This window comes from Sandarakinorhabdus cyanobacteriorum (assembly GCF_002251755.1).
In the GTDB taxonomy this organism is placed as follows: Bacteria; Pseudomonadota; Alphaproteobacteria; order Sphingomonadales; family Sphingomonadaceae; genus Sandarakinorhabdus; species Sandarakinorhabdus cyanobacteriorum.
This window is the reverse complement of sequence record NZ_NOXT01000078.1, coordinates 1-21,642: the sequence shown is the minus strand read 5'-3', so window position 1 is coordinate 21,642 and position 21,642 is coordinate 1. Positions and strand designations below refer to the sequence as shown.

24 protein-coding genes are annotated in these 21,642 nt (G+C 67.7%); 9 read left to right on the top strand and 15 right to left on the bottom strand.

The window, feature by feature from the left end:
- Positions 1-150 precede the first annotated feature (150 nt).
- On the bottom strand, positions 151-681 hold the full coding sequence (gene thpR, locus CHU93_RS03435; RefSeq protein WP_094472765.1) for an RNA 2',3'-cyclic phosphodiesterase: 531 nt from the start codon (positions 679-681) through the stop codon (positions 151-153).
- Positions 682-705: 24 nt separating this feature from the next.
- Positions 706-1,320, bottom strand: a complete 615-nt coding sequence (locus CHU93_RS03430) for an arylesterase (RefSeq protein WP_094472764.1) — start codon at positions 1,318-1,320, stop codon at positions 706-708.
- Positions 1,321-1,381: 61 nt separating this feature from the next.
- On the opposite strand from CHU93_RS03430, the gene CHU93_RS03425 reads away from it, so the two are divergent.
- The 4 genes from CHU93_RS03425 to CHU93_RS03410 all read left to right on the top strand — a co-directional run bounded on the left by CHU93_RS03425 (position 1,382) and on the right by CHU93_RS03410 (position 6,107).
- Positions 1,382-2,086, top strand: coding sequence for an ABC transporter ATP-binding protein (locus CHU93_RS03425; protein ID WP_086116955.1), 705 nt, complete (start codon positions 1,382-1,384; stop codon positions 2,084-2,086).
- A gap of 9 nt (positions 2,087-2,095) precedes the next feature.
- Positions 2,096-2,794 carry a dienelactone hydrolase family protein gene (locus CHU93_RS03420; RefSeq protein ID WP_094472763.1) on the top strand — a complete coding sequence of 233 codons (699 nt, stop codon included), beginning with the start codon at positions 2,096-2,098 and terminating at the stop codon, positions 2,792-2,794.
- Positions 2,795-2,859: 65 nt separating this feature from the next.
- Positions 2,860-5,271, top strand: a complete 2,412-nt coding sequence (locus CHU93_RS03415; RefSeq protein WP_243375163.1) for an ABC transporter permease — start codon at positions 2,860-2,862, stop codon at positions 5,269-5,271.
- A 98-nt stretch (positions 5,272-5,369) separates the two neighbouring features.
- Positions 5,370-6,107, top strand: coding sequence for a Bax inhibitor-1/YccA family protein (locus tag CHU93_RS03410; protein ID WP_094472769.1), 738 nt, complete (start codon positions 5,370-5,372; stop codon positions 6,105-6,107).
- Between the two features lie 222 nt (positions 6,108-6,329).
- Here CHU93_RS03410 and CHU93_RS03405 read toward each other — a convergent pair whose 3' ends face one another.
- From CHU93_RS03405 to CHU93_RS03375, 7 genes are read right to left on the bottom strand one after another with little or no spacing between them, the layout of a single operon-like run.
- A complete protein-coding gene (locus CHU93_RS03405) occupies positions 6,330-6,917 on the bottom strand; it encodes a 2-hydroxychromene-2-carboxylate isomerase (RefSeq protein ID WP_094472768.1) in 588 nt (195 codons plus the stop codon).
- Between the two features lie 11 nt (positions 6,918-6,928).
- Entirely contained in the window at positions 6,929-7,666 is a 738-nt protein-coding gene (locus tag CHU93_RS03400) for an SDR family NAD(P)-dependent oxidoreductase (RefSeq protein ID WP_094472762.1), read from the bottom strand.
- Positions 7,663-8,115 (bottom strand): MarR family winged helix-turn-helix transcriptional regulator, encoded by a 453-nt coding sequence (locus tag CHU93_RS03395; protein ID WP_094472761.1) that lies wholly within the window; start codon positions 8,113-8,115, stop codon positions 7,663-7,665. Before CHU93_RS03395 ends, CHU93_RS03400 begins: the two co-directional genes overlap by 4 nt.
- A gap of 30 nt (positions 8,116-8,145) precedes the next feature.
- The gene (locus CHU93_RS03390) at positions 8,146-9,048 is read right to left on the bottom strand and encodes a dienelactone hydrolase family protein (protein WP_207759201.1); all 903 of its coding nucleotides are present in this window, start codon (positions 9,046-9,048) and stop codon (positions 8,146-8,148) included.
- 53 nt (positions 9,049-9,101) lie between these two features.
- Positions 9,102-10,658, bottom strand: a complete 1,557-nt coding sequence (locus CHU93_RS17865) for an NTP transferase domain-containing protein (RefSeq protein ID WP_094472759.1) — start codon at positions 10,656-10,658, stop codon at positions 9,102-9,104.
- Complete coding sequence (locus CHU93_RS03380) at positions 10,655-11,593, bottom strand: XdhC family protein (RefSeq protein ID WP_094472767.1); 939 nt, start codon at positions 11,591-11,593, stop codon at positions 10,655-10,657. Before CHU93_RS03380 ends, CHU93_RS17865 begins: the two co-directional genes overlap by 4 nt.
- Complete coding sequence (locus CHU93_RS03375; RefSeq protein WP_207759200.1) at positions 11,590-12,210, bottom strand: SRPBCC family protein; 621 nt, start codon at positions 12,208-12,210, stop codon at positions 11,590-11,592. Before CHU93_RS03375 ends, CHU93_RS03380 begins: the two co-directional genes overlap by 4 nt.
- Before the next feature lie 143 nt (positions 12,211-12,353).
- Between CHU93_RS03375 and CHU93_RS03370 the strand changes: the two genes are divergently transcribed.
- The gene (locus CHU93_RS03370; protein WP_243375161.1) at positions 12,354-12,908 is read left to right on the top strand and encodes a cold-shock protein; all 555 of its coding nucleotides are present in this window, start codon (positions 12,354-12,356) and stop codon (positions 12,906-12,908) included.
- Positions 12,905-13,360: a DUF192 domain-containing protein gene (locus tag CHU93_RS03365; RefSeq protein ID WP_086116963.1), complete on the top strand. Its 456-nt coding sequence runs from the start codon at positions 12,905-12,907 to the stop codon at positions 13,358-13,360. Before CHU93_RS03370 ends, CHU93_RS03365 begins: the two co-directional genes overlap by 4 nt.
- Positions 13,361-13,503: 143 nt before the next feature.
- Here the strand turns inward: CHU93_RS03365 and CHU93_RS03360 are convergent, their stop codons facing one another.
- The 3 genes from CHU93_RS03360 to infA form a co-directional block, all read right to left on the bottom strand.
- Positions 13,504-13,785 (bottom strand): hypothetical protein, encoded by a 282-nt coding sequence (locus CHU93_RS03360; RefSeq protein WP_133064302.1) that lies wholly within the window; start codon positions 13,783-13,785, stop codon positions 13,504-13,506.
- A gap of 89 nt (positions 13,786-13,874) precedes the next feature.
- The gene (locus CHU93_RS17275) at positions 13,875-14,057 is read right to left on the bottom strand and encodes a hypothetical protein (protein WP_133064301.1); all 183 of its coding nucleotides are present in this window, start codon (positions 14,055-14,057) and stop codon (positions 13,875-13,877) included.
- A 19-nt stretch (positions 14,058-14,076) separates the two neighbouring features.
- The gene (gene infA / locus CHU93_RS03355; RefSeq protein ID WP_094472757.1) at positions 14,077-14,337 is read right to left on the bottom strand and encodes a translation initiation factor IF-1; all 261 of its coding nucleotides are present in this window, start codon (positions 14,335-14,337) and stop codon (positions 14,077-14,079) included.
- Between the two features lie 214 nt (positions 14,338-14,551).
- Between infA and CHU93_RS03350 the strand changes: the two genes are divergently transcribed.
- Positions 14,552-15,661, top strand: coding sequence for an S-(hydroxymethyl)glutathione dehydrogenase/class III alcohol dehydrogenase (locus CHU93_RS03350; protein WP_094472756.1), 1,110 nt, complete (start codon positions 14,552-14,554; stop codon positions 15,659-15,661).
- Positions 15,662-15,805: 144 nt separating this feature from the next.
- On the opposite strand, the gene CHU93_RS03345 is transcribed toward CHU93_RS03350, so the two are convergent.
- Together CHU93_RS03345 and CHU93_RS03340 are read right to left on the bottom strand one after the other, a co-directional pair.
- Entirely contained in the window at positions 15,806-17,455 is a 1,650-nt protein-coding gene (locus CHU93_RS03345; protein WP_094472755.1) for a thiamine pyrophosphate-binding protein, read from the bottom strand.
- Positions 17,452-18,933: a DUF1254 domain-containing protein gene (locus CHU93_RS03340; RefSeq protein ID WP_133064300.1), complete on the bottom strand. Its 1,482-nt coding sequence runs from the start codon at positions 18,931-18,933 to the stop codon at positions 17,452-17,454. Before CHU93_RS03340 ends, CHU93_RS03345 begins: the two co-directional genes overlap by 4 nt.
- Positions 18,934-19,027: 94 nt before the next feature.
- On the opposite strand from CHU93_RS03340, the gene CHU93_RS03335 reads away from it, so the two are divergent.
- Together CHU93_RS03335 and CHU93_RS03330 are read left to right on the top strand one after the other, a co-directional pair.
- The gene (locus CHU93_RS03335; protein WP_094472753.1) at positions 19,028-20,203 is read left to right on the top strand and encodes an acetyl-CoA C-acetyltransferase; all 1,176 of its coding nucleotides are present in this window, start codon (positions 19,028-19,030) and stop codon (positions 20,201-20,203) included.
- A 126-nt stretch (positions 20,204-20,329) separates the two neighbouring features.
- Positions 20,330-21,229: a crotonase/enoyl-CoA hydratase family protein gene (locus tag CHU93_RS03330; RefSeq protein ID WP_086116970.1), complete on the top strand. Its 900-nt coding sequence runs from the start codon at positions 20,330-20,332 to the stop codon at positions 21,227-21,229.
- Here the strand turns inward: CHU93_RS03330 and CHU93_RS03325 are convergent, their stop codons facing one another.
- Positions 21,230-21,565 carry a GntR family transcriptional regulator gene (locus CHU93_RS03325; protein ID WP_086116971.1) on the bottom strand — a complete coding sequence of 112 codons (336 nt, stop codon included), beginning with the start codon at positions 21,563-21,565 and terminating at the stop codon, positions 21,230-21,232. It abuts the gene before it with no gap.
- Between the last annotated feature and the right edge of the window lie 77 nt (positions 21,566-21,642).

Below are 21,642 nucleotides of genomic sequence, written 5' to 3'. Positions count from 1 at the left end.
GGCAACGCCCTGACAGGAAGGCTCATGAATAAGGCGGGTTATATTCGGGAAATTCGCGACTGAGCCCAATAGAGTCCGCGCAGCATTGCGATTTGCATTACGCCGGCTCGCGGAATGCAAATGCCCGTCGCAAGTTGCAACGCGCGCCGATCAGGCCATTCTGGCCGGCCAGCGGGCGATCACGGCATAATCACTGCCGTCCTTGCCCATTCGGCTTTCGAACAGCGCGAACTTGTCCACCATCCAGCCCGTGCGCGGCAGCGGCGCTTGCGGCCAGCCGGCGGCCCCAATCATGGTGCGGCCGCGCGCCAGCGTGACATGCGGCACAAAGGCTCGGGTTTCGCGCGCGATGCCCGCGCCGGCCAAGGCTGCATCCACCGCCTTGGCCAGTGCCGCCAGCCGGTCGGCCGGGCGCACGCCCACCCACAGCGTGTCGATCCGGCCGCGATGCTCGAACAGGCCGGCTTCGCCCAATTCGGCCTGGAACGCCTTGATATTCACCCGGCCCAAGGCGGCAACAATATCCTGCGCCTGGTGGCGGTCCACTTCGCCGATGAAGCGCAGTGTCAGGTGCAACTGCTCCGCCCGTTGCCAGCGGGCGCCGGCCACGCCGCCCATCGCGCCCAGCAGCGCCACCGTCACCGGCGCCGGCAGCTCCAGCCCGACGAACAATCGCATCATGGCAGCCGCATCATTTCAGGCGCATCATTTGATCTGGGCCAGCTCCCGCTCCACCGCCGGCAGGATGCGGTTCACCATCACGGCCACGCCCTTGGCATTGGGGTGCATGCCGTCGGCCAATTGCAGGCCCTTCTGCGCCGCCACACCATCAAGGAAAAAAGGATAGAGTGCCACGCCATTGGCCTTGGCCACCGCGGGGAACAGCGCTTCAAATTCCGTCACATAGGCCTTGCCCAACGTCGGGTTGGCGCGCATGCCGGCCACCAGCACGCGGGCGCCCTTGGCCTTGAACGCCTTCACCATCGCGTCCAGATTCTGCTTCGCCACCCGCGGCGGCTGCCCGCGCAGCATGTCGTTGGCGCCCAGTTCCAGCACCACCAGATCGGGCTTCTGCTTCATGCCGGCCAGCACCCAGCCGATGCGCGCGCGCCCCTGCGTGCTGGTGTCACCCGAAACCCCGGCACCCACCACGGTCACATCCCGGCCTTTCGCCTTCAGTGCCTTTTCCAGCTGCGGCGCAAACCCCTGGCCGGGCGGCAATTGGTAACCAGCGGTCAATGAATCGCCAAAGGCCAGCACCACCAACGGTTTCGCAACCGCGGCCTGCGACACGAAGGCCGCAATTATCATGGCTGCCATCTGGTAAAGCGCACGACGAATGCCTAACTCGGGCAAGACTCAACTCCTCCACAGGCGGGACATGGACAATCCTATCGTCATTGATGCCCGCGATGTCACCCTCCGTCTTGGCGACGGCGATGCCGCAGTGGATGTGCTGCGTGGCCTGAACCTGGCCATAACGGCCGGCGAGCGTGTGGCGATCCTCGGGCCATCGGGCTCCGGCAAATCATCGGCCATGGCGATCCTGTCGGGCATGGAACGCGCCACCTCCGGCCGTGTCACCATCGCCGGGGCCGATTTTTCCCGCCTCGATGAAGATGGCCTCGCCCGTGCCCGCCGCGGCCGCATCGGCATCGTGTTGCAGGCCTTCCACCTCATCCCCACCATGACGGCGCTGGAAAATGTCGCCGTGCCGCTCGAACTGGCCGGTGAAGCCAACCCCCAGGCCCGCGCCCGCGCCGAACTGGAAGCGGTCGGCCTTGGCCACCGCCTCACCCATTATCCCACCCAATTGTCCGGCGGAGAGCAACAGCGCGTCGCCATCGCCCGCGCCCTCGTCGGCCGGCCGGCGCTGATCTTCGCCGATGAACCCACCGGCAATCTTGATGCCGCCACCGGCGAGACCATCGTGCAGCTGCTGTTCGGCCGTCTGGCCGAAACCGGCGCCACATTGGTGCTGATCACCCATGATGCCGATCTCGCCCGCCGCTGCAACCGCGTCATCACCATGCGCGACGGCCTGATCGTCTCCGATCAAACCACGCTTCAAACCGCTGCAGAATAGGGGAATATCATGACCAGCCTCAGCTATTTCGACGGCGATGCCGAATGCGAAGCCTATGTCGCGCTGCCCAGCGGCCCTGGCCCGCACAGCTGCGTGCTGATCGCCCCCAACTGGGTTGGCCAGACCGCGTGGGACAACAACGTGGCCGACAAATTGGCCGCGCTTGGCTATGTCGCGATCGCCATCGATGTCTATGGCAAGGGCCGGCGCGGCGATCCGGCGGGTGACAACAGCGCCCTGATGGGCCCCTGGGTGGCCGATCGCGCCGCCCTGCGCCGCCGCCTGATCGCCGCTGTCGATGCCGCCGCTGCCCTGCCGCAGGTGGACGATGAACGCATGGCCATCATCGGCTATTGCTTTGGCGGCCTGTGTGCATTGGATGTCGCCCGTGCCTGCGATCCGCGCATCAAGGCGGCGGTCAGCTTCCACGGCATCTACAACCCCGGTCTCGGCGCCGCCGGCCCAATCACCGCCAAGGTGCTGGCCCTGCACGGCTGGGAAGATCCCTACACCCCGCCGCAGGATCATCACGCGCTGGCTGCCGAGATGACCGCCGCCGGCGCCGATTGGCAAATCCATGCCTATGGCGGCACCTATCACAGCTTCACCAACGAACATGCCAACGCGCCGGGCACCGCCATGTACAGCCCCGATGCCGACCGGCGCAGCTGGGCGGCGATGACCGGCCTGCTGGCGGAAGTGCTCTGAGCCTCTCGCTCCGCCTTGCCCTTCGCGAACTGCGCGGCGGCCTTGCCGGCCTGCGCATCCTCGCCGTGTGCCTGGTGCTCGGCGTTGCCGCGCTGGCCGGGGTGGGCAGCCTCGCCAGCGCCATCAACGCCGGCCTGGCCGAACGTGGCCAGGATCTGCTCGGCGGCGATGTCGCCGTGCGCCTCTCCGGCCGCTTCGCCACGGCGGACGAGCTTGCCACCATCCGCGCCACCGGCACGGTGAACGAGGTGGTGAAGCTGCGCGGGATGGCGGCAAACGCCAGCGGCGGCGATGCCGTGCTGGCCGAAGTGAAGGCGGTGGACGACCGCTGGCCGCTCTATGGCCGCGTGGTCATCGATGGCGCCGCCCATATCATCCCCGGCACCGCCGCCGCCCAGCCGGCCCTGGCCGACAAGCTGAACCTGAAGCCGGGGGACCGCATCACCCTCGGCCAGGTCAGCTTGCGCTACCTCGGCCCGCTGGTGGAAGAGGCTGATCGCGCCGCCGACGGCTTTGGCTTCGGTCCCGGCCTTGTCATCCACCGCGCTGATCTGGAACGCGCTGGTCTCCTGGGCCTCGGCAGCCTGTTCACCGTGGATTACCGCATCAAGCTGCCGCCGGGCACCAGCATCGAATTCGCCCGTACCCGGCTGGAGGCAGCGGTGAAGACCGGCGGCGGCCGCGTGCGCGATCGCAGCAATGGCGCGCCCGGCACCCGCAATTTCGTCACCCAGCTGGGCCAGTTCCTCACGCTGGTCGGCCTCACCGCGCTGGTGGTCGCTGGCGTCGGCGTTGCTGGCGGCGTTTCCGCCTATATGGGCGCACGCACCCGCACCATCGCCACGCTGAAGGTGCTGGGGGCCGACAGCGCCACCATCCGCGCTGTCTATCTCTGGCAATTGGCGCTGGTGTCGGCCGGCGCCGTGCTGATCGGCCTGTTGATCGGCGCGATCACCCCCGCCGCCGTCGGCCAGTTCGCGGCGGACAGTCTGCCCGTCCCGCCCGCCCCCGGTCCGCAATGGGGCGCGCTGGCGCTGGCCGCCACCTATGGCAGCCTGGTCGCGCTGGCCTTCGCGCTGTGGCCGCTGGGGCAGGGGGCCGCCATGCCGGCTGCCCGCCTGCTGCGCAGCCTCACCGAACGCCGCGCCCGGCCCGGCCTCGGCACCATCGCCACCATCGCGGCGGCGATCATCCTGGTGCTGGCGCTCACCATCATCGAGGCGGAACAGAAGCTGTTCGTCATGGGCTTCCTCGCCGGTGCCATTGGCCTCATCCTGCTGTTGTGGGCACTGGCGGCGCTGGTCAAATGGGCCGCCACCCGCGCGCCCCGCCCCGGCGGCACGCTGGCCCGGCTGGCGCTGGCCAATCTCCACCGCCCCGGCGCGCCCACCCGCAATCTCATCGTCGCGCTTGGCCTTGGCCTCACCCTGTTTGCCACGCTGGCCAGCATCGAAGGCACGCTGGCCGCCCAGATCAACCGCACCATCCCCACCCGTGCGCCCAGCTTCTTCGTGCTTGATATTCCGAACGACGCGAAGGATCGCTTCGCCACCCGCGTCGCCGCCACCGCGCCGGGGGCGCAAACCGTCATCGTCCCCTCCCTGCGGGGGCCGGTCACGGCGGTGAACGGCGTGCCGGCCGAAAAGATCAACGCCCCCGAAGCCTGGATCCTGCGCGGCGATCGCGGCCTGTCCTATGCTGCCGATCTGCCGGCCAGCAACAGCATCGTCCAGGGCAAATGGTGGCCGCGCGACTATGCCGGGCCGCCGCTGGTCTCCATTGATGAAGACGCCGCCCGTGTGCTCGGCCTCAAGATTGGCGACACTATCACCCTCTCCGTCCTCGGCGTCGAAATCACCGCCACCATCGCCTCGACCCGGAAGATCGACTGGCAGTCGCTCGGCTTCAACTTTGCCATCCTCTTCGCCCCCGGCACGCTGGAGGCCGCGCCCCACGGCTGGATGGCCACCGTGCAGGTGCCGACCAGCGCCGAACCCGCCCTGCAGCGTGCCATCACCCGCGAATTCCCAACCGCCAGCAGCATCCGGGTGAAGGATGTGATCGGCCAGGTGCAAACGCTGCTCGGCCAGCTTTCCGCCGCCATCCGTGCCGCCGCCAGCGTCACCGTGGCCGCCGGCATCGCCGTGCTGGTCGGCACCATCGCCGCCGGGGCGCGCGCCCGCACCTATGATGCGGTGCTGCTGAAACTGCTCGGCGCCACCCGCGGCCAGGTCGTGCGCGCCACGCTGGCGGAATATGGCGCGATTGCCGTCATTGTCGCCGGCCTCGCGCTGGTGCTGGGCAGTGCCGCCGGCTGGTTCGTCATCACCCAGGTGTTCAACCTGGAATGGACACCCGATTGGCCGCGCGTGGTGATCACCGTGGTGGTGGGGGCCATCGCGACGATTTTCCTTGGCCTCGTCGGCAACTGGCAGGCGCTCTCCGCCCGCCCGGCCGCCGTGCTGCGACAACTCTGATGGCCTCGGCCTGTCGCACGGGTCATTGAATATTCACCCAACATGCCCGATATTGAACCTGCCGCCGACCAATCGTCGGCCACAGGAGGATGAATCACATGGCCAACAATATGGACCCCCGGCTTGCCGCCTTCCGGGCCCAGGCCCCCGAAGCGGCCGGTTATGACGCCGGCCTGCGCAGCTACATGCTGGGCATCTACAATTACATGGCATCCGGCGTGCTGCTCACCGGCATCGTCGCGCTGCTGGTCTATTCCAGCCCGGCGCTGTTCTCGGTCTTCTTCAACGAATTCGGCCGCCCGACCATCCTGGGCTGGGGCGCCATGCTGTCGCCGCTCGTCATGGTCATGGCGATGAGCTTCGGCTTGCACCGCATGTCCACCACCACGGTCAAGGGCCTCTATTGGGCCTATGCCGCGCTGATGGGCGTGTCGATGAGCACGATCTTCGCCCGCTACACCGGCGCGTCGGTGGCACAGACCTTCTTCGTGACCGCGGCCAGCTTCGGCGCGCTCAGCCTTTATGGCTACACCACGAAAAAGAATCTGTCGGCGTTCGGCCGCTTCCTGTTCATGGGCCTCGTCGGCATCATCATCGCCTCCATCGCCAACATCTTCATCGGCTCTTCGGGGCTGCAGCTGGCGGTGAACATCCTGGGCGTGCTGATCTTCGCTGGCCTCACCGCCTATGACACGCAGCGCCTGCGCGACATGTACTGGCAGGTTCAGGGCACCGATTTCGCCGGCAAGGCCGCGGTGATGGGCGCGCTGACGCTCTATCTGAACTTCGTCAATCTGTTCCAGTTCCTGCTCAGCTTCATGGGCAACCGCGACTGATCCAGGCGGACAAGCCAACCAAAAGGGCCCGGCAGCCCAATCTGCCGGGCCTTTTTTCACCTCTCCCCTTGGGGGAGAGGTCGGACTCGGCGCAGCCGAGCCGGGCGAGGGGTTCTACCCCGATCTCCCCCAGAGGGGGGGACCCAACCAAAAACATCCTCCCCTTCTGGGGGAGGTGCCCGCAGGGCGGAGGGGGCCAGCCAGCCCAAAATCAGCCGCCCCTCACCCCCGCGCCGCCGCCTCCACCCACTCAAGCCGGTCCTGGCCGAAATGCATCTCGCCGGCCACGAAACAGGTCGGCGCGCCAAACACCCCGCGCGCCACGGCGGCCTCGGTGTTTTCCAGCAGGCGTTGCTTGGCCTCAGGGGTCTGCGCCAGCGCCAGAAGCCCGGCCGCATCATGCCCGCCCTCGGCCAGGGTCGCGGCCACCACCTCCGGATCGGCCATGCTGCGCGCCTGCTGCCACATGCCGGCAAACAGCGTGTCCCCCACCGCATCAAAGCGCGGATCGCCCTGCAGCCCGGCCAATATCCGCATCATCGCGATGGTGTTCACCGGGAAATTCGGGTTCATCACCAGCGTGATGCCATCGCGCGCCGCCCAGCGCTGCATATCCTCGTTCATCCAGCGGCCCTTGGCTGCCACGCTGCCCGGCGGCATCCCGCTCGTGGCCTTGAACACCCCGCCTAGCAGGATCGGCACCTTCACCAACGGCGCGCCAGTGCGTGTCGCAATCCCTTTCAACCGGTGCCAGGCCAGGAACGCCGTGGGCGAACCCACATCGAACAGAAACTCGATCTTGTTGGGCATCGCGCTCTCCTTCACCATTTTTCCATCCACGGCCGCAGATCCAGCTCGTGCGTCCAGGCGCTGCGCGGCTGATGGTGCAGCCGCACATATTCCGCCGCAATCGCCTCCGGGTTCAAAATGCCGTCCTCGCCTTTCAGGGCGTAACGCTCGGGGAAATTGCTGGCGATGAAATCGGTGTCGATGGCGCCATCGATGATGCTGTGGGCGACATGGATGCCCTTCGGCCCCAACTCGCGCGCCATCGCCTGGGCGAGGCTGCGCAGTGCGAACTTGCCGCCGGAAAAGCCGGCAAAGCCCGCCGATCCGCGCAACGAAGCCGTCGCGCCGGTGAAGATGATGGTGCCTCGCCCCCGCGGCACCATGCGCCGCGCCGCCTCGCGGCCGGTGATGAAGCCGGCCAGCGCACACATTTCCCAGATCTTGGTATAACGCCGCACCGTCTCCTCCAGGATCGGCATTGGCGAATTGGCGCCGATGTTGAACACCAGCACCTCCACCACGCCAATCTCCGCCTCGATCCGGTCAAACAGGGCGATCATCTCCGCCTCGTTGCGGGCATCGGCGCCGACGGCCACGCAGCGGCCACCTTCGGCCACGATCCGGTCACGCAGCGGCCCCAACTGGTCACCATTGCGGCGCACCGGCACCGCGATCAGGCCATCGCGGGCAAAGGCCGCCGCCGCCGCGCCGCCAGTGGCATCACCGGCCCCGATCACCACCGCCACACCATTACGTGCAATTGCAGTCATATTGCAGTCTCCAGGCGTTCGTGCGCCTCGTCCAGCATGAAGCGCAGGGCGGCCAACCGGCTGTCACCCAGCAGTTCGGCAATCCGGGCCTGCGCCGCCTGCCAGCCCGCCTGTGCGGCGCTGCGGCGGCGATGGCCATCGTCAGACAGCCACACCAGCTTGCTCCGCTTGTCCTCGGTGGAGGCGCGGATGCTGATCAGCCCAGCCACCTCCAGCGGTCGCACCAGGCGCGACATGGTCGAGGCATCGGCCGCCAGCATGCCAGCGAGCGCCCCGATCGCCGTGCCGCGCCGCCGCGACAGGCAGGCGAGCAGGCCATATTGCCCGATGGTCAAACCATGCGGGGTCAGCGCCTCATCATAAATCTGGGTGATCCGCCGCGACAGCCGCCGCACCTTGGCGGCCGTGCACACATCGGCAACGGAAAGAGCAGGGGCGGGCGTGTTCACCCACCCTGATTAACATGCAATTGCAGACAATCAACCCTGCTGCTTCAACCAGTCCAGCGTGCGGCCCCACGCCAGCGCGGCAGCGGCGGCATCATAACGGCCCACGGCGGTATCGTTGTTGAAGGCATGGTTGACGCCGGGATAGGTGAACGCCTGGAACCGCACGCCGGCGGCGTTCAGGGCGGCCTGCCAGGCCGGGCCCATGGCGTTGATGCGATCATCCAGGCCGGCATAATGCAGCATAAGCCGCGCCTTCACCCGATCGGCCCCGGCCGCTTCGGGTGGGGCCGCGCCATAATAGGCCACACCGGCGCGCAAGGCCGGACCGGCGGCCACGGCCAGTGCATTGACCATGCCGCCGCCCCAGCAGAAGCCCACCGCACCGGCCGTGCCTTTGCCCGGGGCCTTGGCCCCAAGCCAGTTCAGCATGGCCACACCATCGGCAACTGTCTGCGCCCGGTCCAGCTTGCCGATCATGCCGCGCGCCACATCCTCGGCACTGGTTGCGCCATCAGGCTGTGTGGGGGTGCCGCCGGCCGGCAACAGGAAATCCGCCGCCAACGCGACCAGGCCGCTGGTGGCCAGCCGCCGCGCAACATCGCGGATATGATCGTTGAGGCCGCGATTTTCGTGAATCACCAGCACGCGCGGTGCGGCCCCGGCCCCTTTGGCCGGTTGCGCCAGATAGCCGCCCAGCGTGCGCCCACCCGCCTCGAAGCGCACATCGCCGGCCTTGATGCGCGGATCATCGGCCGCCACCAATGGCGCTGCATCGGCACGGCCGGCAATCACCCCCAACAGGCTGCTCGCTGCCGCGGCGCCGCCGGCCAGCCGGGTCATCCGTGCCATCAGTTCGCGCCGGCTCAGATCACCAACATGGGTGAAACGGTCATACAGGGCGATCATCGCCGGGGTGGGCCGAAGCGCAGTCATGGGCGGTTCCTTCGCTGGGTTGCCGAAAAAGTGTATACAATATGCCCTATGCTTCAACCGCCAAGTGCGCTCAGTGCGGTGACGGTGTCGACATCCGCGAGGCAGGCGGCCGATGGCGCCGGCACCTCGGTCACCACATGATCAGCCATGATCGCTCGGCCGCCGGCATCTCCAGCCAGCTGGCGCAGCCGGCCAAAGGCGCTGCGCGGCCAGCGCACCGGGTGGCCGCGCCGGCCATTCCACACGGGCGCCACCACATCCCCGGCCGCAGCGGCCAGCGCCGCGATCAGGTCCGGTTCCACCGCCGGCATGTCCGCCAGGCAGACCAGCGCCGCATCCCAGTCATCGGGTACGGCCGCGATCCCGGCCGCCAGGCTGCGGCCCATGCCATCGGCCCAGTCCGCCGCCATCACGAACCGCACATCGCGCCCCGCCAACGCCGCCCGCACTGCGTCCGCCTGGTGGCCCAGCACCACCACCGGCGGCGGCAGGCCGGCGGCGGCAATCGCATCCACCACATGCGCGACCAGCGGCTGGCCACGCCACAGCGCCAGCAATTTGTGCCCGTCGCCAAAGCGGCTCGACCGGCCGGCGGCCAGCACCACTGCCCCCACCCGGCCCGGCGCTCCGGCCACGGCGCGCGGCTGTGGCCGTTCCGCTTCGGGCAACAGGCCGCCTTCGCCGAGGCCGGCGATCAGCGCGCCATCCACCGGCAGGCCCGCCGCCAGATGTTCCAGCACGATGTCGAACCCATTGCGCTTGGGGCTTCGGGCGCAGCCGGGCAGGCCGATCACCGGCCTGCCGTCCAGCACACCCAGCACCAGCAGATTGCCCGGATCCACCGGCATGCCCAGCCGCAGCACCTGGCCACCGGCGGCCACAATGGCGGCCGGGATCACGTCCCCCCGGTCCACCGTCGCCGATGCCCCGGCCACCAGCAGCACATCGCCTGGAACGCTGCGCAACTGCGCCGCCAGCGCTCCGGCCTCATGCGGGCAGGACGGTGCCACCGCGAACGCACCGCCCAGCGCCGCCACCCGCGCCGCCGTCACAAGCTCCAGTTTTTCCAGCGCCTTGGCCGAAGTGCCGGGCAGGCTGGTGGCGATCAGGCCAAAGCTGCGTGGGCGGAAGGCCGCCACCGCCATCGGCCGCGCCGCCGCCACTGCGCCGGCCAGCACGGCCGCCGGCACCGCATAGGTGATGGTCTTGATCGTCGCGATGATTTCGCCAGCCGCCACGCGCTGGCCGTCGGGCAGGGTGGCGAGCGTCAGTGCCTCGTCCACCCGGTTCACCGCTGCCACCATCGCCGGCGGCAACTGCACCAGGCCATCGGCCGCCGCCGCGATATTCACTCGGCCATGCACCGGCGCCAGCACCTGTGCGCCCGGCCCGGCCAGCGCGGCGGCCAGCGCCGTTGCCGCCGCATCCTCGGCCACATCGCCCGCTTCCAGCCGGGCCACCACCAGGCTGGTGATGCCGGCGAGCTCGGCGGCGGCCAGATCATCCGCCGTAAGCCGATGCCCCTTGGCCAGCCGCCGCCCGCCCAGCATCTGGCCATGCGCCAGCAGCGCGCCCAACGCCTGGTCCAGCGGCAGTTCGCCAAATTTCATTCGCGGATCAACGCCTTCCGCCACATCGCTGTCATCTGCGCTGCGATCGACAGGGCAATTTCCGCCGGCCCGATGGCACCGATGGCCAGGCCCGCCGGCCCGTGCACCCGTGCCAGATCATCCGGGCCATGCCCAAGTGCCGCCAGCCGCTCCAGCCGGCCGGCATGGTTTTTCCGGCTGCCCAGCGCGGCGATATAATGGGCCGGTGATTGCAACGCACAGGCCAGCGCCACATCATCAATCTTGGGATCATGGGTCAGCGCCACCACCGCACTCGCCGCGTTGGGCTGATATTCGGCCAGCGCCTCATCCGGCCAGCGCCGGTCCAGCACCAGCCCGGCAAAACGGTCGTCGGCGGCAAACAGCCGGCGCGGATCGATCACGGTGGTGGCCACGCCCAGCCCCTGCGCCAGCGGCACCAGCGCCTGTGCGATATGCACCGCCCCGATGATGAACAGCCGGCGCGGCGGTGGATAATCGCGCACGAACGGCCCATCGCGCCCGGCCGCGCTGCGCCCTGTGGCCGGGTCGCTGCTGATCGCCATGCCCTCGCCCGCCGCGGTTCCGGCCAGCACATCGGCCACCAGCGCCGCTGGCAGGCCATCATCGGCCAGCCGCTGCACCATGATCGCGATGCGCCCGCCGCAGGCCAACCCGGCCGTCCACGCCACGGAATCGGCCACGCCAAATTCCAGCACCGCGTGGCCCGCCCCGTCGGCAATCATCGCCTGCGCGGCCAGGATCACCTCGGCCTCCACACAGCCGCCCGACACACTGCCTTCGAACAGGCCATCAGCGCGCACCGCCAGGTGGCTGCCTTCGCGGCGCGGCGCGGAACCCCAGGTGCTGATCACCGTCGCCACCGCCACCCCGTGGCCGGCGCGCTGCCATTCCAGCGCGCGGGCCAGCGTGGCCAGATCCTCATCGCCGGTCATGCCATCCACTGCCAACCCAGGAACAAAGCCACCAGCAGCAGCAGCGCGCCGCCCCAGACCAGCGGCGACAGGCCGCCCGCCGCCGGCGCCGCCACCGGTGCAGGCGCTGCGTCCACGGGCGCCGGGGCCGCCTCCTTGCCCTCCACCTCTGCCTTCAGCGCATTGAAGAAATTGTCGGCATATTGCTTGGCGGTGCCTTCGATCAGCCGCGCACCCAGCTGCGCCAGCTTGCCGCCCACCTGCGCATCCACATCATAATCCAGCCGGGTCAGCGCCGGTCCCAGCACGGTCAACACCACATCGGCGCCGCCCTTGGCAAAGCCGGCCACGCCGCCCTTGCCTTCGCCCACCAGGCGATAACGTTCCGGCGCAACGATGTTTTCCAGCCGCACCTGCCCACCGAACTTCGCCCGCACCGGCCCCACCTTGGCGTTCAGCGTGCCGTCAAAGGTCGGCACCTCGCCTTCGGTGCGCACCAGCTGCTCCACCCCATCGATGCAGCGCGCCAGCACATCGGGATCGTTCAGCGCCGCCCACAAGGCTTCACGCGCCGCCGCAATCTCCACCGATCCCGACAATTTCATCGCCAGCCCTTTCGTTGCGCTCCCGTGTGGCACGCGCGCACGACGGCGGCAAGATCAGTGCATCCAGACGCGCTTTCCCATTTGCATAATGGTTATTACAGATTAATAGTTCCTTTCGACGATACAGCATATCAAGCCTGTCTGGGGGGGGCAGCGGCGTGGGGGGAGTGGCGTTGGTGGACGTGCAATCGCTGGAGCTGGCACCGGACGAGGTGATCGTGCGCGGCACGATGAAATGGTTCGATCCGGTGCGTGGCTATGGTTTCATGCTGCCCGGCACGGGCGAAGGCCGTGACGTGCTGGTGCATTTTTCCGTCGTGCGCGAACTGGGCCGGCGCAGTCTGCCCGAAGGCTGCACCGTCACCGCCGTGGTGGTGGAACGTGATCGTGGCCGTCAGGCCCGACGCATCATCGATCTGGATCTCTCCACCGCCATCGGGCCCGATCCCGAAACCGCCGCTGCCCGCGCGGCTGATCGCGTCAACCCCCAGGCCATGCTCGCTGCCGCCGGCCCGCTGGAACCGGTTTCGGTGAAATGGTTCAACCGGCTGAAAGGCTATGGCTTTGTCATGCGTGACGATGGCTCGCCCGATATCTTCATCCACATGGAAACCATGCGCCGCGCCGGCTTCACCGATCCTCAGCCGGGCGATGCAGTGCTGGTGCGGGTGGCGCCGGGCCACAAGGGCCCTCTGGCCGTTTTCGCCGAAATGCCCGATAAGGGGGCATGATCGCATCGCGCCTGCTCCTTTGCCTTGCCACCGCTGCCACGCTGGCATCGCTCACGCCCGCCGGGGCCGCCACGCCCTGTCCGAACACCGGGCTTGCCACCCGCAAGGTCAGCTTCACCACCGCAAAGGGCCGGTTCACCTATCAGGTGGAGGTCGCCCGCACCGCCGAGCAACAGGCGTGCGGCATGATGTTCCGCGAAACCATGGCGCCCGGCACCGGCATGAGCTTTCCGATGACACCACCCCGCCAGACCGGTTTCTGGATGGAAAACACCATCCTGCCGCTCGACATCATCTATGTGTCGCCGGCCAAACGCGTGCTCAATGTGCGGCGCGGTCAGCCCTATTCGCGTGATGTGCTGATGTCGGCCGGGGTCACTGCCGATGTGATCGAACTGGCCGCCGGCGAGGCTGACCGCATCGGCCTGAAGCCCGGCGACCGCGTCAACTGACCGCCGATCACGCGTCGCACAGGTCGAGGGCACAAAAAAACCGGCCGGCGATTTGCGCCGCCGGCCACAAGTTCATGGTTTCAGAAACGGTACGCAATCAACACATCAGCCATCGCAACGGGGTGATGGCAAACCCGAAAAACTCAGTTGGCATCCGGATCCAGCAGGCTCTGCCACCAGCTGCGCTTGCGCTGCGGGGCAGCGCGCGGGCGCTCCACTTCCCAATGCGGCAGGGTGGTCGGCGGCACGCGCTGGCCATTGCGGCCAACGATCGCCAGGTCCCACGCGCCGTCGTTGCTGCGGTTGGCAACCACACGCAGATCGGGGGCGCCAGCCAGAGCGAATTCATGCGCGCCGGAGCGCAGCAGTTCCAGCATCTTGGACGGGGTGGCGGTCCAACCCGGGCCGCAGAAGCGGTCAAGCACGGCACCTGCTGGCGTGTATTACGACTTCAGCGCCGTAACCGTGTGACGAATCATCTGATGCCCTCCAAAACCTTAGCGTTAACCAAAAATTAGTGGTTTGTTTTGGTGATGTCAATGGCGTTGTTGGGCCGAACCTGCTGTTTTCGCAGGTGGCCCTGCTCGTCGGCGATTTGCCGCAGCCCGCAGGGATTGCGCGCAAACGCAAACGGCCGCCGGGCCATGCCCGGCAGCCGCAACAGTTGTTGAGCTTGCAAATCCGCAGCGGCGGTCACCGCCGCTGGCGCGCAGTCCTCAGCGGCGGAAGAACCGCCGCTGGTTCATGGGCATCGGCGCCGTCTTCTCGCGGAACACGATGCGGCCCTTGTCCAGGTCATAGGGCGTCATTTCCACATGCACCCGGTCACCCACGATGGAGCGGATGCGGTTCTTGCGCATCTTGCCGGCGGTATAGGCGATGATCTCGTGTTCGTTTTCCAGTTTCACACGGAAACGGCCGTCGGGCAGGATTTCGGTGATTTCACCTTCAATCCGGATGACATCCTCTTTCGGCATGTTACGCCTGCATCCCGTTGGCAAACCGCATGAAAATTCCCTGTTGCATGTGCATCGCGAAAGGCCGGCGCTGCGACGCAACCCGGCTGGCCTGCCCAATGGCCGCATCCGGCCCAAAAAGCAAGCGAAACGCCGGCTGCGGGCTTGGCAAGCCCCCCGCTTGCGCGGCAAGTGTGGCGAAAGCTCAACAACTGGGCTCAACAGGGGACCCACCATGAAAACCCGCGCCGCCGTCGCCTTCGCGCCCAACCAGCCGCTCGAAATCGTCGAGGTTGATCTTGATGGGCCCAAGGCCGGCGAGGTGCTGGTGGAAATCATGGCCACCGGCATCTGCCACACCGATGCCTACACGCTGGAAGGCAAGGATTCGGAAGGCATTTTCCCCTCCATCCTCGGCCACGAAGGCGCCGGCATCGTGCGCGAGGTCGGCCCCGGCGTCACCAGCGTCGCCCCCGGCGATCATGTCATCCCGCTCTACACACCCGAATGCCGGCAGTGCAAAAGCTGCCTCAGCGGCAAGACCAACCTGTGCACCGCCATCCGCGCCACGCAGGGCAAGGGCCTGATGCCCGATGGCACCACCCGCTTCAGTTACAAGGGCGAGCCCATCTTCCACTACATGGGCTGCTCCACCTTCTCCAACTTCACCGTGCTGCCCGAAATCGCGGTGGCCAAGATCCGCCCCGACGCCCCGTTCGACAAGGCCTGCTACATCGGCTGCGGGGTGACGACCGGCGTCGGCGCGGTGGTGAAAACCGCCAAGGTCGAACCCGGTGCCCGCGCCATCGTCTTCGGGCTGGGCGGCATCGGCCTAAACGTCATCCAGGGCCTGAAGTTGGTGGGCGCCGATCAGATCGTCGGGGTGGACATCAACCCCGACCGCGAGGCCTGGGGCCGCCAGTTCGGCATGACCGATTTCGTCAACCCGAAAGACGTGTCGGGCGATCTCGTCGCCCACCTCGTCGCGCTGACCGATGGCGGCGCCGATTACACCTTTGATTGCACCGGCAACACCGACGTGATGCGCACCGCACTGGAAGCCTGCCACCGCGGCTGGGGCGAATCGATCATCATCGGCGTCGCCGAAGCCGGCAAGGAAATCGCCACGCGGCCCTTCCAGCTCGTCACCGGCCGGGTGTGGAAAGGCACGGCGTTCGGCGGCGCCAAGGGCCGGACGGACGTGCCGAAAATCGTCGATTGGTACATGAACGGCAAGATCGCCATCGATCCGATGATCACCCACGTGCTCGCGCTGGAGGATATCAACCAGGCCTTTGACCTCATGCACGAAGGCAAGAGCATCCGCAGCGTCGTGGTGTTCTGAGGCGCGCGCGCGCCCCCTCCGCCTCGCGTTGCTCGGCACCTCCCCCAGAAGGGGAGAATTGCACATNTCCTCCCCCTCTGGGGGAGGTGGCGCCGCAGGCGACGGAGGGAGCGCGCCCGTTGAACCGGAATCGCCGCGACGCCGTCAGATCGCCCGCGCCACCGGCACCTCGATCAGCGTCGGCGCATCGCTGGCCAAGGCCGCCTCAAACGCTTCGATCAACGCCGGGATGCTCTCCACCCGCACGCCCGCCACGCCATGCGCCGCCGCCAGCGCCATGAAATCAATCGCCGGCTCGGTCAGATCCATGGCCGGATAGCGGTCTTCGCGGGCGGCATGGTCGCCGATCGCCCGCGTCCGCTGCTTCAGGATGCGATAGCTGGAATTGTTGAAGACAATGGTGACCACCGGCAATTTGTAATGCGCGAGCGTCCACAGCGCGGCGGCCGAATACATCAGGCTGCCATCGCCAGACAGCGCCACCACCGGCCGGCCCAGATTGGCCAATTGCATCGCAGCGGCCTGTGGCAGGGCGACACCAATGCCGCCGCCGCGCATGCCGAACCATGAATCGGGCCGCGTCGCCGGCAACAGGCTGCGCACGACATTCATGCCGGACGACAGCAATTCCTCGATGATGATCGCATCCTCCGGCATCACCTCGCCCAGCCGCTTCAGCACGGCCAGCGGGTCCATCGGCTGCGCATCCATCACTGCCTCGGCCTTGGCCAGCAGCGCGGCCTTCGCCTCGGCAATCTTCGCTTCCACACCCGCCCGGCGGGCAGCGCCACACCCCGCGACCAGCGCCGTCAATTCCGGCAGCGTCGCCTTCGGGCAGCCCTGGATGGCAGCAGTGGCGGCGAAATTCTTGCCGATCTCCCACGGATTGTCATCGAGATGAACGAGGCGCTTGCCCGGCTCCAGCCCCTCCACCCCGGTCGCCTGGCTCTGGGTCAACAGATCGGCGCCAATGCTGATCACCAGATCATGGTCACGGGTGGCGGCGCGCAGCGCCGGGGTCATGCGCGGCACCGTGCCGGCAAACAGCGGGTGGTTGCTGGGGAAGGCGGCGCGGTTGGCCATGCCCTCCATATAGACCGGCGCGCCAACGGCTTCGGCAAAGGCCACCATCTCGGCAAAGGCATCGCGATTGGCCACGCAATCGCCGGCAAAGATGATCGGGTTCGTCGCGGCGCGGATCAGTTCGGCGGCCCGGGCCACTTCGGCGGCATCACCGCGCACGGCAGCGCCAATGCGGGTGGGCGCGCCGATATCCAGATCATCCGGTGCCACCGCGTTCAAGATGTCGCCGGGGATGGAGAGGAACACCGGCCCCGTCGGCGCCGTCAACGCCACCTTCGCCGCCCGGCGCACCGCGCGTGGCAATTCCTCGATGCTCGCAACCTCGAACGACCATTTGCACAGCGGGCGGGCCATGGTCGCCAGATCGTCCCACAGCAGCGGTTCGGTCAGCCGGATGCCCATGTCCTGCTGCCCGGCGGTCACCAGCACCGGCGCGCCGGCCTTGGCGGCGTTGTAGAGCATGCCCATGGCGTTGCCCAAACCGGGCGCAGCATGCAGGTTGCACACGGCCAGTTTGCCGGTGGCCTGGGCCCAGCCATCGGCCATGCCCATCACCACCACCTCATTGAGGCCGAGCACATAGCGCAGCCGGTCCTCCACCACGAAGGCATCCAGCAGCGGCAATTCGGTGGTGCCGGGGTTGCCGAAGATGATCTCCACACCCTCGCTGTGCAGGATGTCGAGGAACAGATGCTTGCCGGGCTTGCTCATGGAATCATCTCGTCTTCGGTAACCGGCGGCAGGCGCACGCTGCCATCCAGCAGCCCGGCGCCGGGCAGATAGGCGCGATACACCAGCACAAACTTGCCCTTGGGCGCCGGCAGCCAATTCACCACCCGCTCGCCGCTCGGCTTGGGGTTCTGGATGAACAGTTCGATGCTGCCATCGCGTTCCGGGCGCAAATGGCGGGACCGGTCACCCACGGCAAAGCGGTCAAGCTCGTTCGACACGAAGAACAGCCGGCCATCCTCTTCCTGTTGGTACATGGTCAGCGACCAGAACGCCCCAACCGGCAGGCCGGGCGGGATCTTCAACCGCCAGCTCTTGTCGCCGGTCAGCGGCTTGCCCTGGCCATCACTCTTGGCGGTGAAATACACCGCCTCCACCCGCGGCAGCGCCGCCAGCCCGCCCAGCGCCACCCGGGCGCGCAGATCATCATCCTCGCCATAAAAGGCCATGTTCTGCGGCGGGTAGGACCAGCCGTTGACTGTTTCGCCGCCGGCCAGCCCGTCCTTCAACTCTGCCACCAGTGCCGGCAGGCTGTCGGTCCACAATTTCTGCAGCTCCGGGCTCAGCTGCTCCCACGGCGTGCCAATGCCCTGATCGGCAAAGCCGCGCGCCCGCGCCTGCAGCCGCTCATCGCCCGACCGCTCGATGGCGAGGTTGACCGTGGTCAGGAAAGCCTTGCCATCCGGCTTTGCCGGTACCGCCAGATCGATGGGATTGTCCCCGCCCACTGCCGACAGCGTGTAGCGGGTCAGGCCATCGGCGGCGGCGGCGAGATCATCCGGCCCATTCACCACCACCCGCACCAGCAGCCAGGCATCGTTGGATTGGCTGCGCACCATCTCCACGCCCCTGGGCAGATCGCCGGCGAAATTGGGGCCGACAATGGCATAGCGCCCGCCGGCCGTGCCCACCGTGCGGGTGCCGAGCAGCGCCACCACATCCGATGTGATGCTCATCAGCGCGGCGGAGTGATAGCGATTGAGCGGCGGGATGGTGAAGAACACCGGCCCCTGGGACAGGTCGAGCCAGGCCGAGCCATAAAGCGTGTCGTTGTTGGGCGTGGTCACCTCGCGGCTGCTGGCATCGGCCAGCTTCAGGCGCGGCACCAGCGCGTTGATGCCGCTGCCCATCCCGGCGGCCTGCATCCGCGCCGCCTGGGCCTGGCGGGTGCGCAGCATCTCATAGGGGGCAAAGCCAAAGCGGAAGGCCCGGCGCAGGGCCTGGATTTCCGGCGTGTCGGGCAGCGGGGCAGGGGCGGCCGCAATCGGCGCGGCGGCGGCCGGGGCCGGCGTGGCCACCGGTTTAGCAACATTCTTGGCGGCGGCGGGCTTGGTGCCGGGCCTGGTTGGGGCGGCCTTGCTTGCCGCCGCCTTGGCCGGTGCGGCTTTGGCTGGTGCCGCGTGGTCCGGCGTGGCCAGCAGCGCCAGCGCGGCGGCGATCATTCCCCAATTGCGGCGCATTCGCCTCTCCCTGATCATTTTGCCCGTCAATGCCCAAGGGGGTGCCCGGCGTAAAGTGCGGACACGCGAATCTGTTCGGGGAAGGATCATTGCCATGAGCGAAGCCTATATCGTTGCCGCCAAGCGCACCGCCGGGGGCCGTCGCGGCGGCCTGCTGCGCGATTGGCACCCTGCCGATCTGGCCGGAAAGGTGCTGGACGCGCTTGTGGACGACACCGGCGTTGATCCCGCCCTGATCGAGGATGTGATCATGGGCTGCGTCGGCCAGGGCGGCCAGCAGTCCACCAACGTCGCCCGCAACGCCGTCCTGTCCTCCAAACTGCCCGAATCGGTGCCCGGCACCTCGGTTGACCGCCAGTGCGGTTCCAGCCAGCAGGCCATCCATTTCGCCGCCGCCACGGTGACGAGCGGCCAGATGGACGTGGTCATCGCCGCCGGCGTCGAATCGATGACCCGCGTGCCGATGGGCATGACGGTGGCGCTGCCGGCCAAGGCCGGGATGGGCATGCCCTATGGCGACGGCATGGCCTCCCGCTACCCCGGCATCCAGTTCAGCCAGTTCACCGGCGCGGAGATGATCGCGGTGAAATATGGCCTGACCAAGGACATGCTCGACGAATATGGCTATGAAAGCCAGCGCCGCGCCGGCGAAGCCGCCAAGGCCGGTGCCTTTGCCAATGAAATCGTGCCGATCCATGTGACGACGCATGATGGCGCGCCGCACATCCACACCCAGGATGAAGGCATCCGCTTCGATGTCAGCCTGGAAGGGGTGAAGGGCGTCAAGCTGATCAACCCCGATGGCGGCCGGCTGACGGCGGCGACCAGCAGCCAGATCTGCGACGGCGCGTCTGGCGTGATGATCGTCAACGAACGCGGCCTCGAGGCGCTGGGCGTCAAGCCGCTGGCCCGCATCCACACCATGACCGTGGTCGGCGAAGACCCGGTGATCATGCTGGAAGCCCCGATCGGCGCCACCAAAAAGGCCCTGCAACGCGCCGGCATGAAGATCGACGACATCGATCTTTACGAGGTGAACGAGGCCTTTGCCTCCGTGCCGATGGCCTGGCTCCAACAGCTGGAGGCCGATCACGCCCGCTTGAACGTCAACGGCGGCGCCATCGCGCTGGGCCACCCGCTCGGCGCATCGGGCACCAAGCTGATGGCCACGCTGGTCCACGCCCTGCAGGCGCGCGGCAAGCGCTGGGGCCTGCAGACCATGTGCGAAGGCGGCGGCCTCGCCAACGTCACCATCATCGAGGCGCTGTAACGCCGTCAACAAATAAAGAGGCGCTGTAACCCGTCCGGTGACCGCCCTTCCGATCCTCCCCCTCTGGGGGAGGTGGCGCGCAGCGCCGGAGGGGGCCGCCAGGCCCGCATTCAGGACAATAATCCCATGCCCTACACCCAGATCGCCCTCGACATCGACGGCCCCATCGCCACCATCACCCTCGACCGGCCCGACAAGCTCAATGCCTTCACCGGCGTGATGATGGCCGAAATGATCGCCGCCTTTGACGAGACCGACGCCAATGATCAGGTGAAGGCCGTCATCGTCACCGGTCGTGGCCGCGCCTTCTGCGCCGGGGCGGACCTTTCCGCAGGGGCTGCCACCTTCGATTATGAAAAGCTTGGCGGCGCCCGCAGCGCCAGCCCGGTCAAGGACGATGGCAGCATCGACTGGCGCCACCCTGCCACACGCGATGGCGGCGGCCAGGTGACGATGCGCATCTTCCGCAGCCTGAAACCGGTGATCGCCGCCGTCAACGGCCCGGCCGTGGGCATCGGCGCCACCATGCAGCTGGCGATGGACATGCGGCTGGCCAGCGACACCGCCCGCTTCGGCTTTGTCTTCGCCCGGCGCGGCATCGTGCCGGAAGCCGGCTCCAGCTGGTTCCTGTCCAAACTCGTCGGCCTGCCCCAGGCATTGGAATGGTGCATGACCGGCCGGGTGTTCGATGCCGCGGAAGCCGAAAAGGGCGGCCTCACCCGCTCCACCCACGCGCCCGATGATCTGCTGCCGGCCGCCCGCGCGCTGGCACTGGAAATCGCCGAGAACACCGCGCCCGTGTCGGTCGCGCTCACCCGCCAGATGCTGTGGCGCATGGCCGGCGCCCCCAGCCCATGGGACGCCCATCGGCTCGACAGCCGCATGGTCTATATGCGCGGCCGCTCCGGCGATGCGAAGGAAGGCGTCGTCAGCTTCCTGGAAAAACGCCCGCCCGCCTATCCGGATACGGTCAGCCAGCACATGCCGGCCGAGGTGTTTCCGTGGTGGGATGAAGAGACCTGGTGATCAGGCCTGTTCGAGCAGGTCCGCAACATCCAGCCCCAGCCGGTTGATGCGGGCCTGCACGCGCGGCCATTCCTCGGTCAGGAAGGCCTCACGCTCGGCCGCCAGCAGGGCCCGCACGGCGCCCTCGCCGGCAAACAGGCCCACACCCTTGCGCGCCCGCACCAGGCCGCTGGCCTGCAGATCCTGATAGGCCTTGGCGACGGTCAGCGGGTTCACCCCGGCTTCGGCAGCCAGCGCCCGCACCGAAGGCAGCATGGCGCCATCGCCCAGCGTCAATATCCGGTCCACGATCAGGTCACGGATCTGGCGATAGATGGGGCGGTCGTTTGAGAACATGCACTGTTTTATGCTGCCAGCACAGCCAAAGGTCAAGCTGTTGTTCACCCGCCTTATTCATGAGCCTTCCTGTCAGG

Coding starts and splice junctions, on each gene's coding strand:
- CHU93_RS03410 (WP_094472769.1), top strand. CDS start 5,370: ATGGCCAACAATATGGACCCCCGGCTTGCCGCCTTCCGGGCCCAGGCC.
- CHU93_RS03350 (WP_094472756.1), top strand. CDS start 14,552: ATGAAAACCCGCGCCGCCGTCGCCTTCGCGCCCAACCAGCCGCTCGAA.
- CHU93_RS03420 (WP_094472763.1), top strand. CDS start 2,096: ATGACCAGCCTCAGCTATTTCGACGGCGATGCCGAATGCGAAGCCTAT.
- CHU93_RS03345 (WP_094472755.1), bottom strand. CDS start 17,455: ATGAGCAAGCCCGGCAAGCATCTGTTCCTCGACATCCTGCACAGCGAG.
- CHU93_RS03340 (WP_133064300.1), bottom strand. CDS start 18,933: ATGCGCCGCAATTGGGGAATGATCGCCGCCGCGCTGGCGCTGCTGGCC.
- CHU93_RS03425 (WP_086116955.1), top strand. CDS start 1,382: ATGGACAATCCTATCGTCATTGATGCCCGCGATGTCACCCTCCGTCTT.
- infA (WP_094472757.1), bottom strand. CDS start 14,337: ATGCCGAAAGAGGATGTCATCCGGATTGAAGGTGAAATCACCGAAATC.
- CHU93_RS03365 (WP_086116963.1), top strand. CDS start 12,905: ATGATCGCATCGCGCCTGCTCCTTTGCCTTGCCACCGCTGCCACGCTG.
- CHU93_RS17865 (WP_094472759.1), bottom strand. CDS start 10,658: ATGAAATTTGGCGAACTGCCGCTGGACCAGGCGTTGGGCGCGCTGCTG.
- CHU93_RS03335 (WP_094472753.1), top strand. CDS start 19,028: ATGAGCGAAGCCTATATCGTTGCCGCCAAGCGCACCGCCGGGGGCCGT.
- CHU93_RS03390 (WP_207759201.1), bottom strand. CDS start 9,048: ATGACTGCGCTTCGGCCCACCCCGGCGATGATCGCCCTGTATGACCGT.
- thpR (WP_094472765.1), bottom strand. CDS start 681: ATGATGCGATTGTTCGTCGGGCTGGAGCTGCCGGCGCCGGTGACGGTG.
- CHU93_RS03405 (WP_094472768.1), bottom strand. CDS start 6,917: ATGCCCAACAAGATCGAGTTTCTGTTCGATGTGGGTTCGCCCACGGCG.
- CHU93_RS03430 (WP_094472764.1), bottom strand. CDS start 1,320: ATGGCAGCCATGATAATTGCGGCCTTCGTGTCGCAGGCCGCGGTTGCG.
- CHU93_RS03330 (WP_086116970.1), top strand. CDS start 20,330: ATGCCCTACACCCAGATCGCCCTCGACATCGACGGCCCCATCGCCACC.
- CHU93_RS03325 (WP_086116971.1), bottom strand. CDS start 21,565: ATGTTCTCAAACGACCGCCCCATCTATCGCCAGATCCGTGACCTGATC.
- CHU93_RS03400 (WP_094472762.1), bottom strand. CDS start 7,666: ATGACTGCAATTGCACGTAATGGTGTGGCGGTGGTGATCGGGGCCGGT.
- CHU93_RS03380 (WP_094472767.1), bottom strand. CDS start 11,593: ATGACCGGCGATGAGGATCTGGCCACGCTGGCCCGCGCGCTGGAATGG.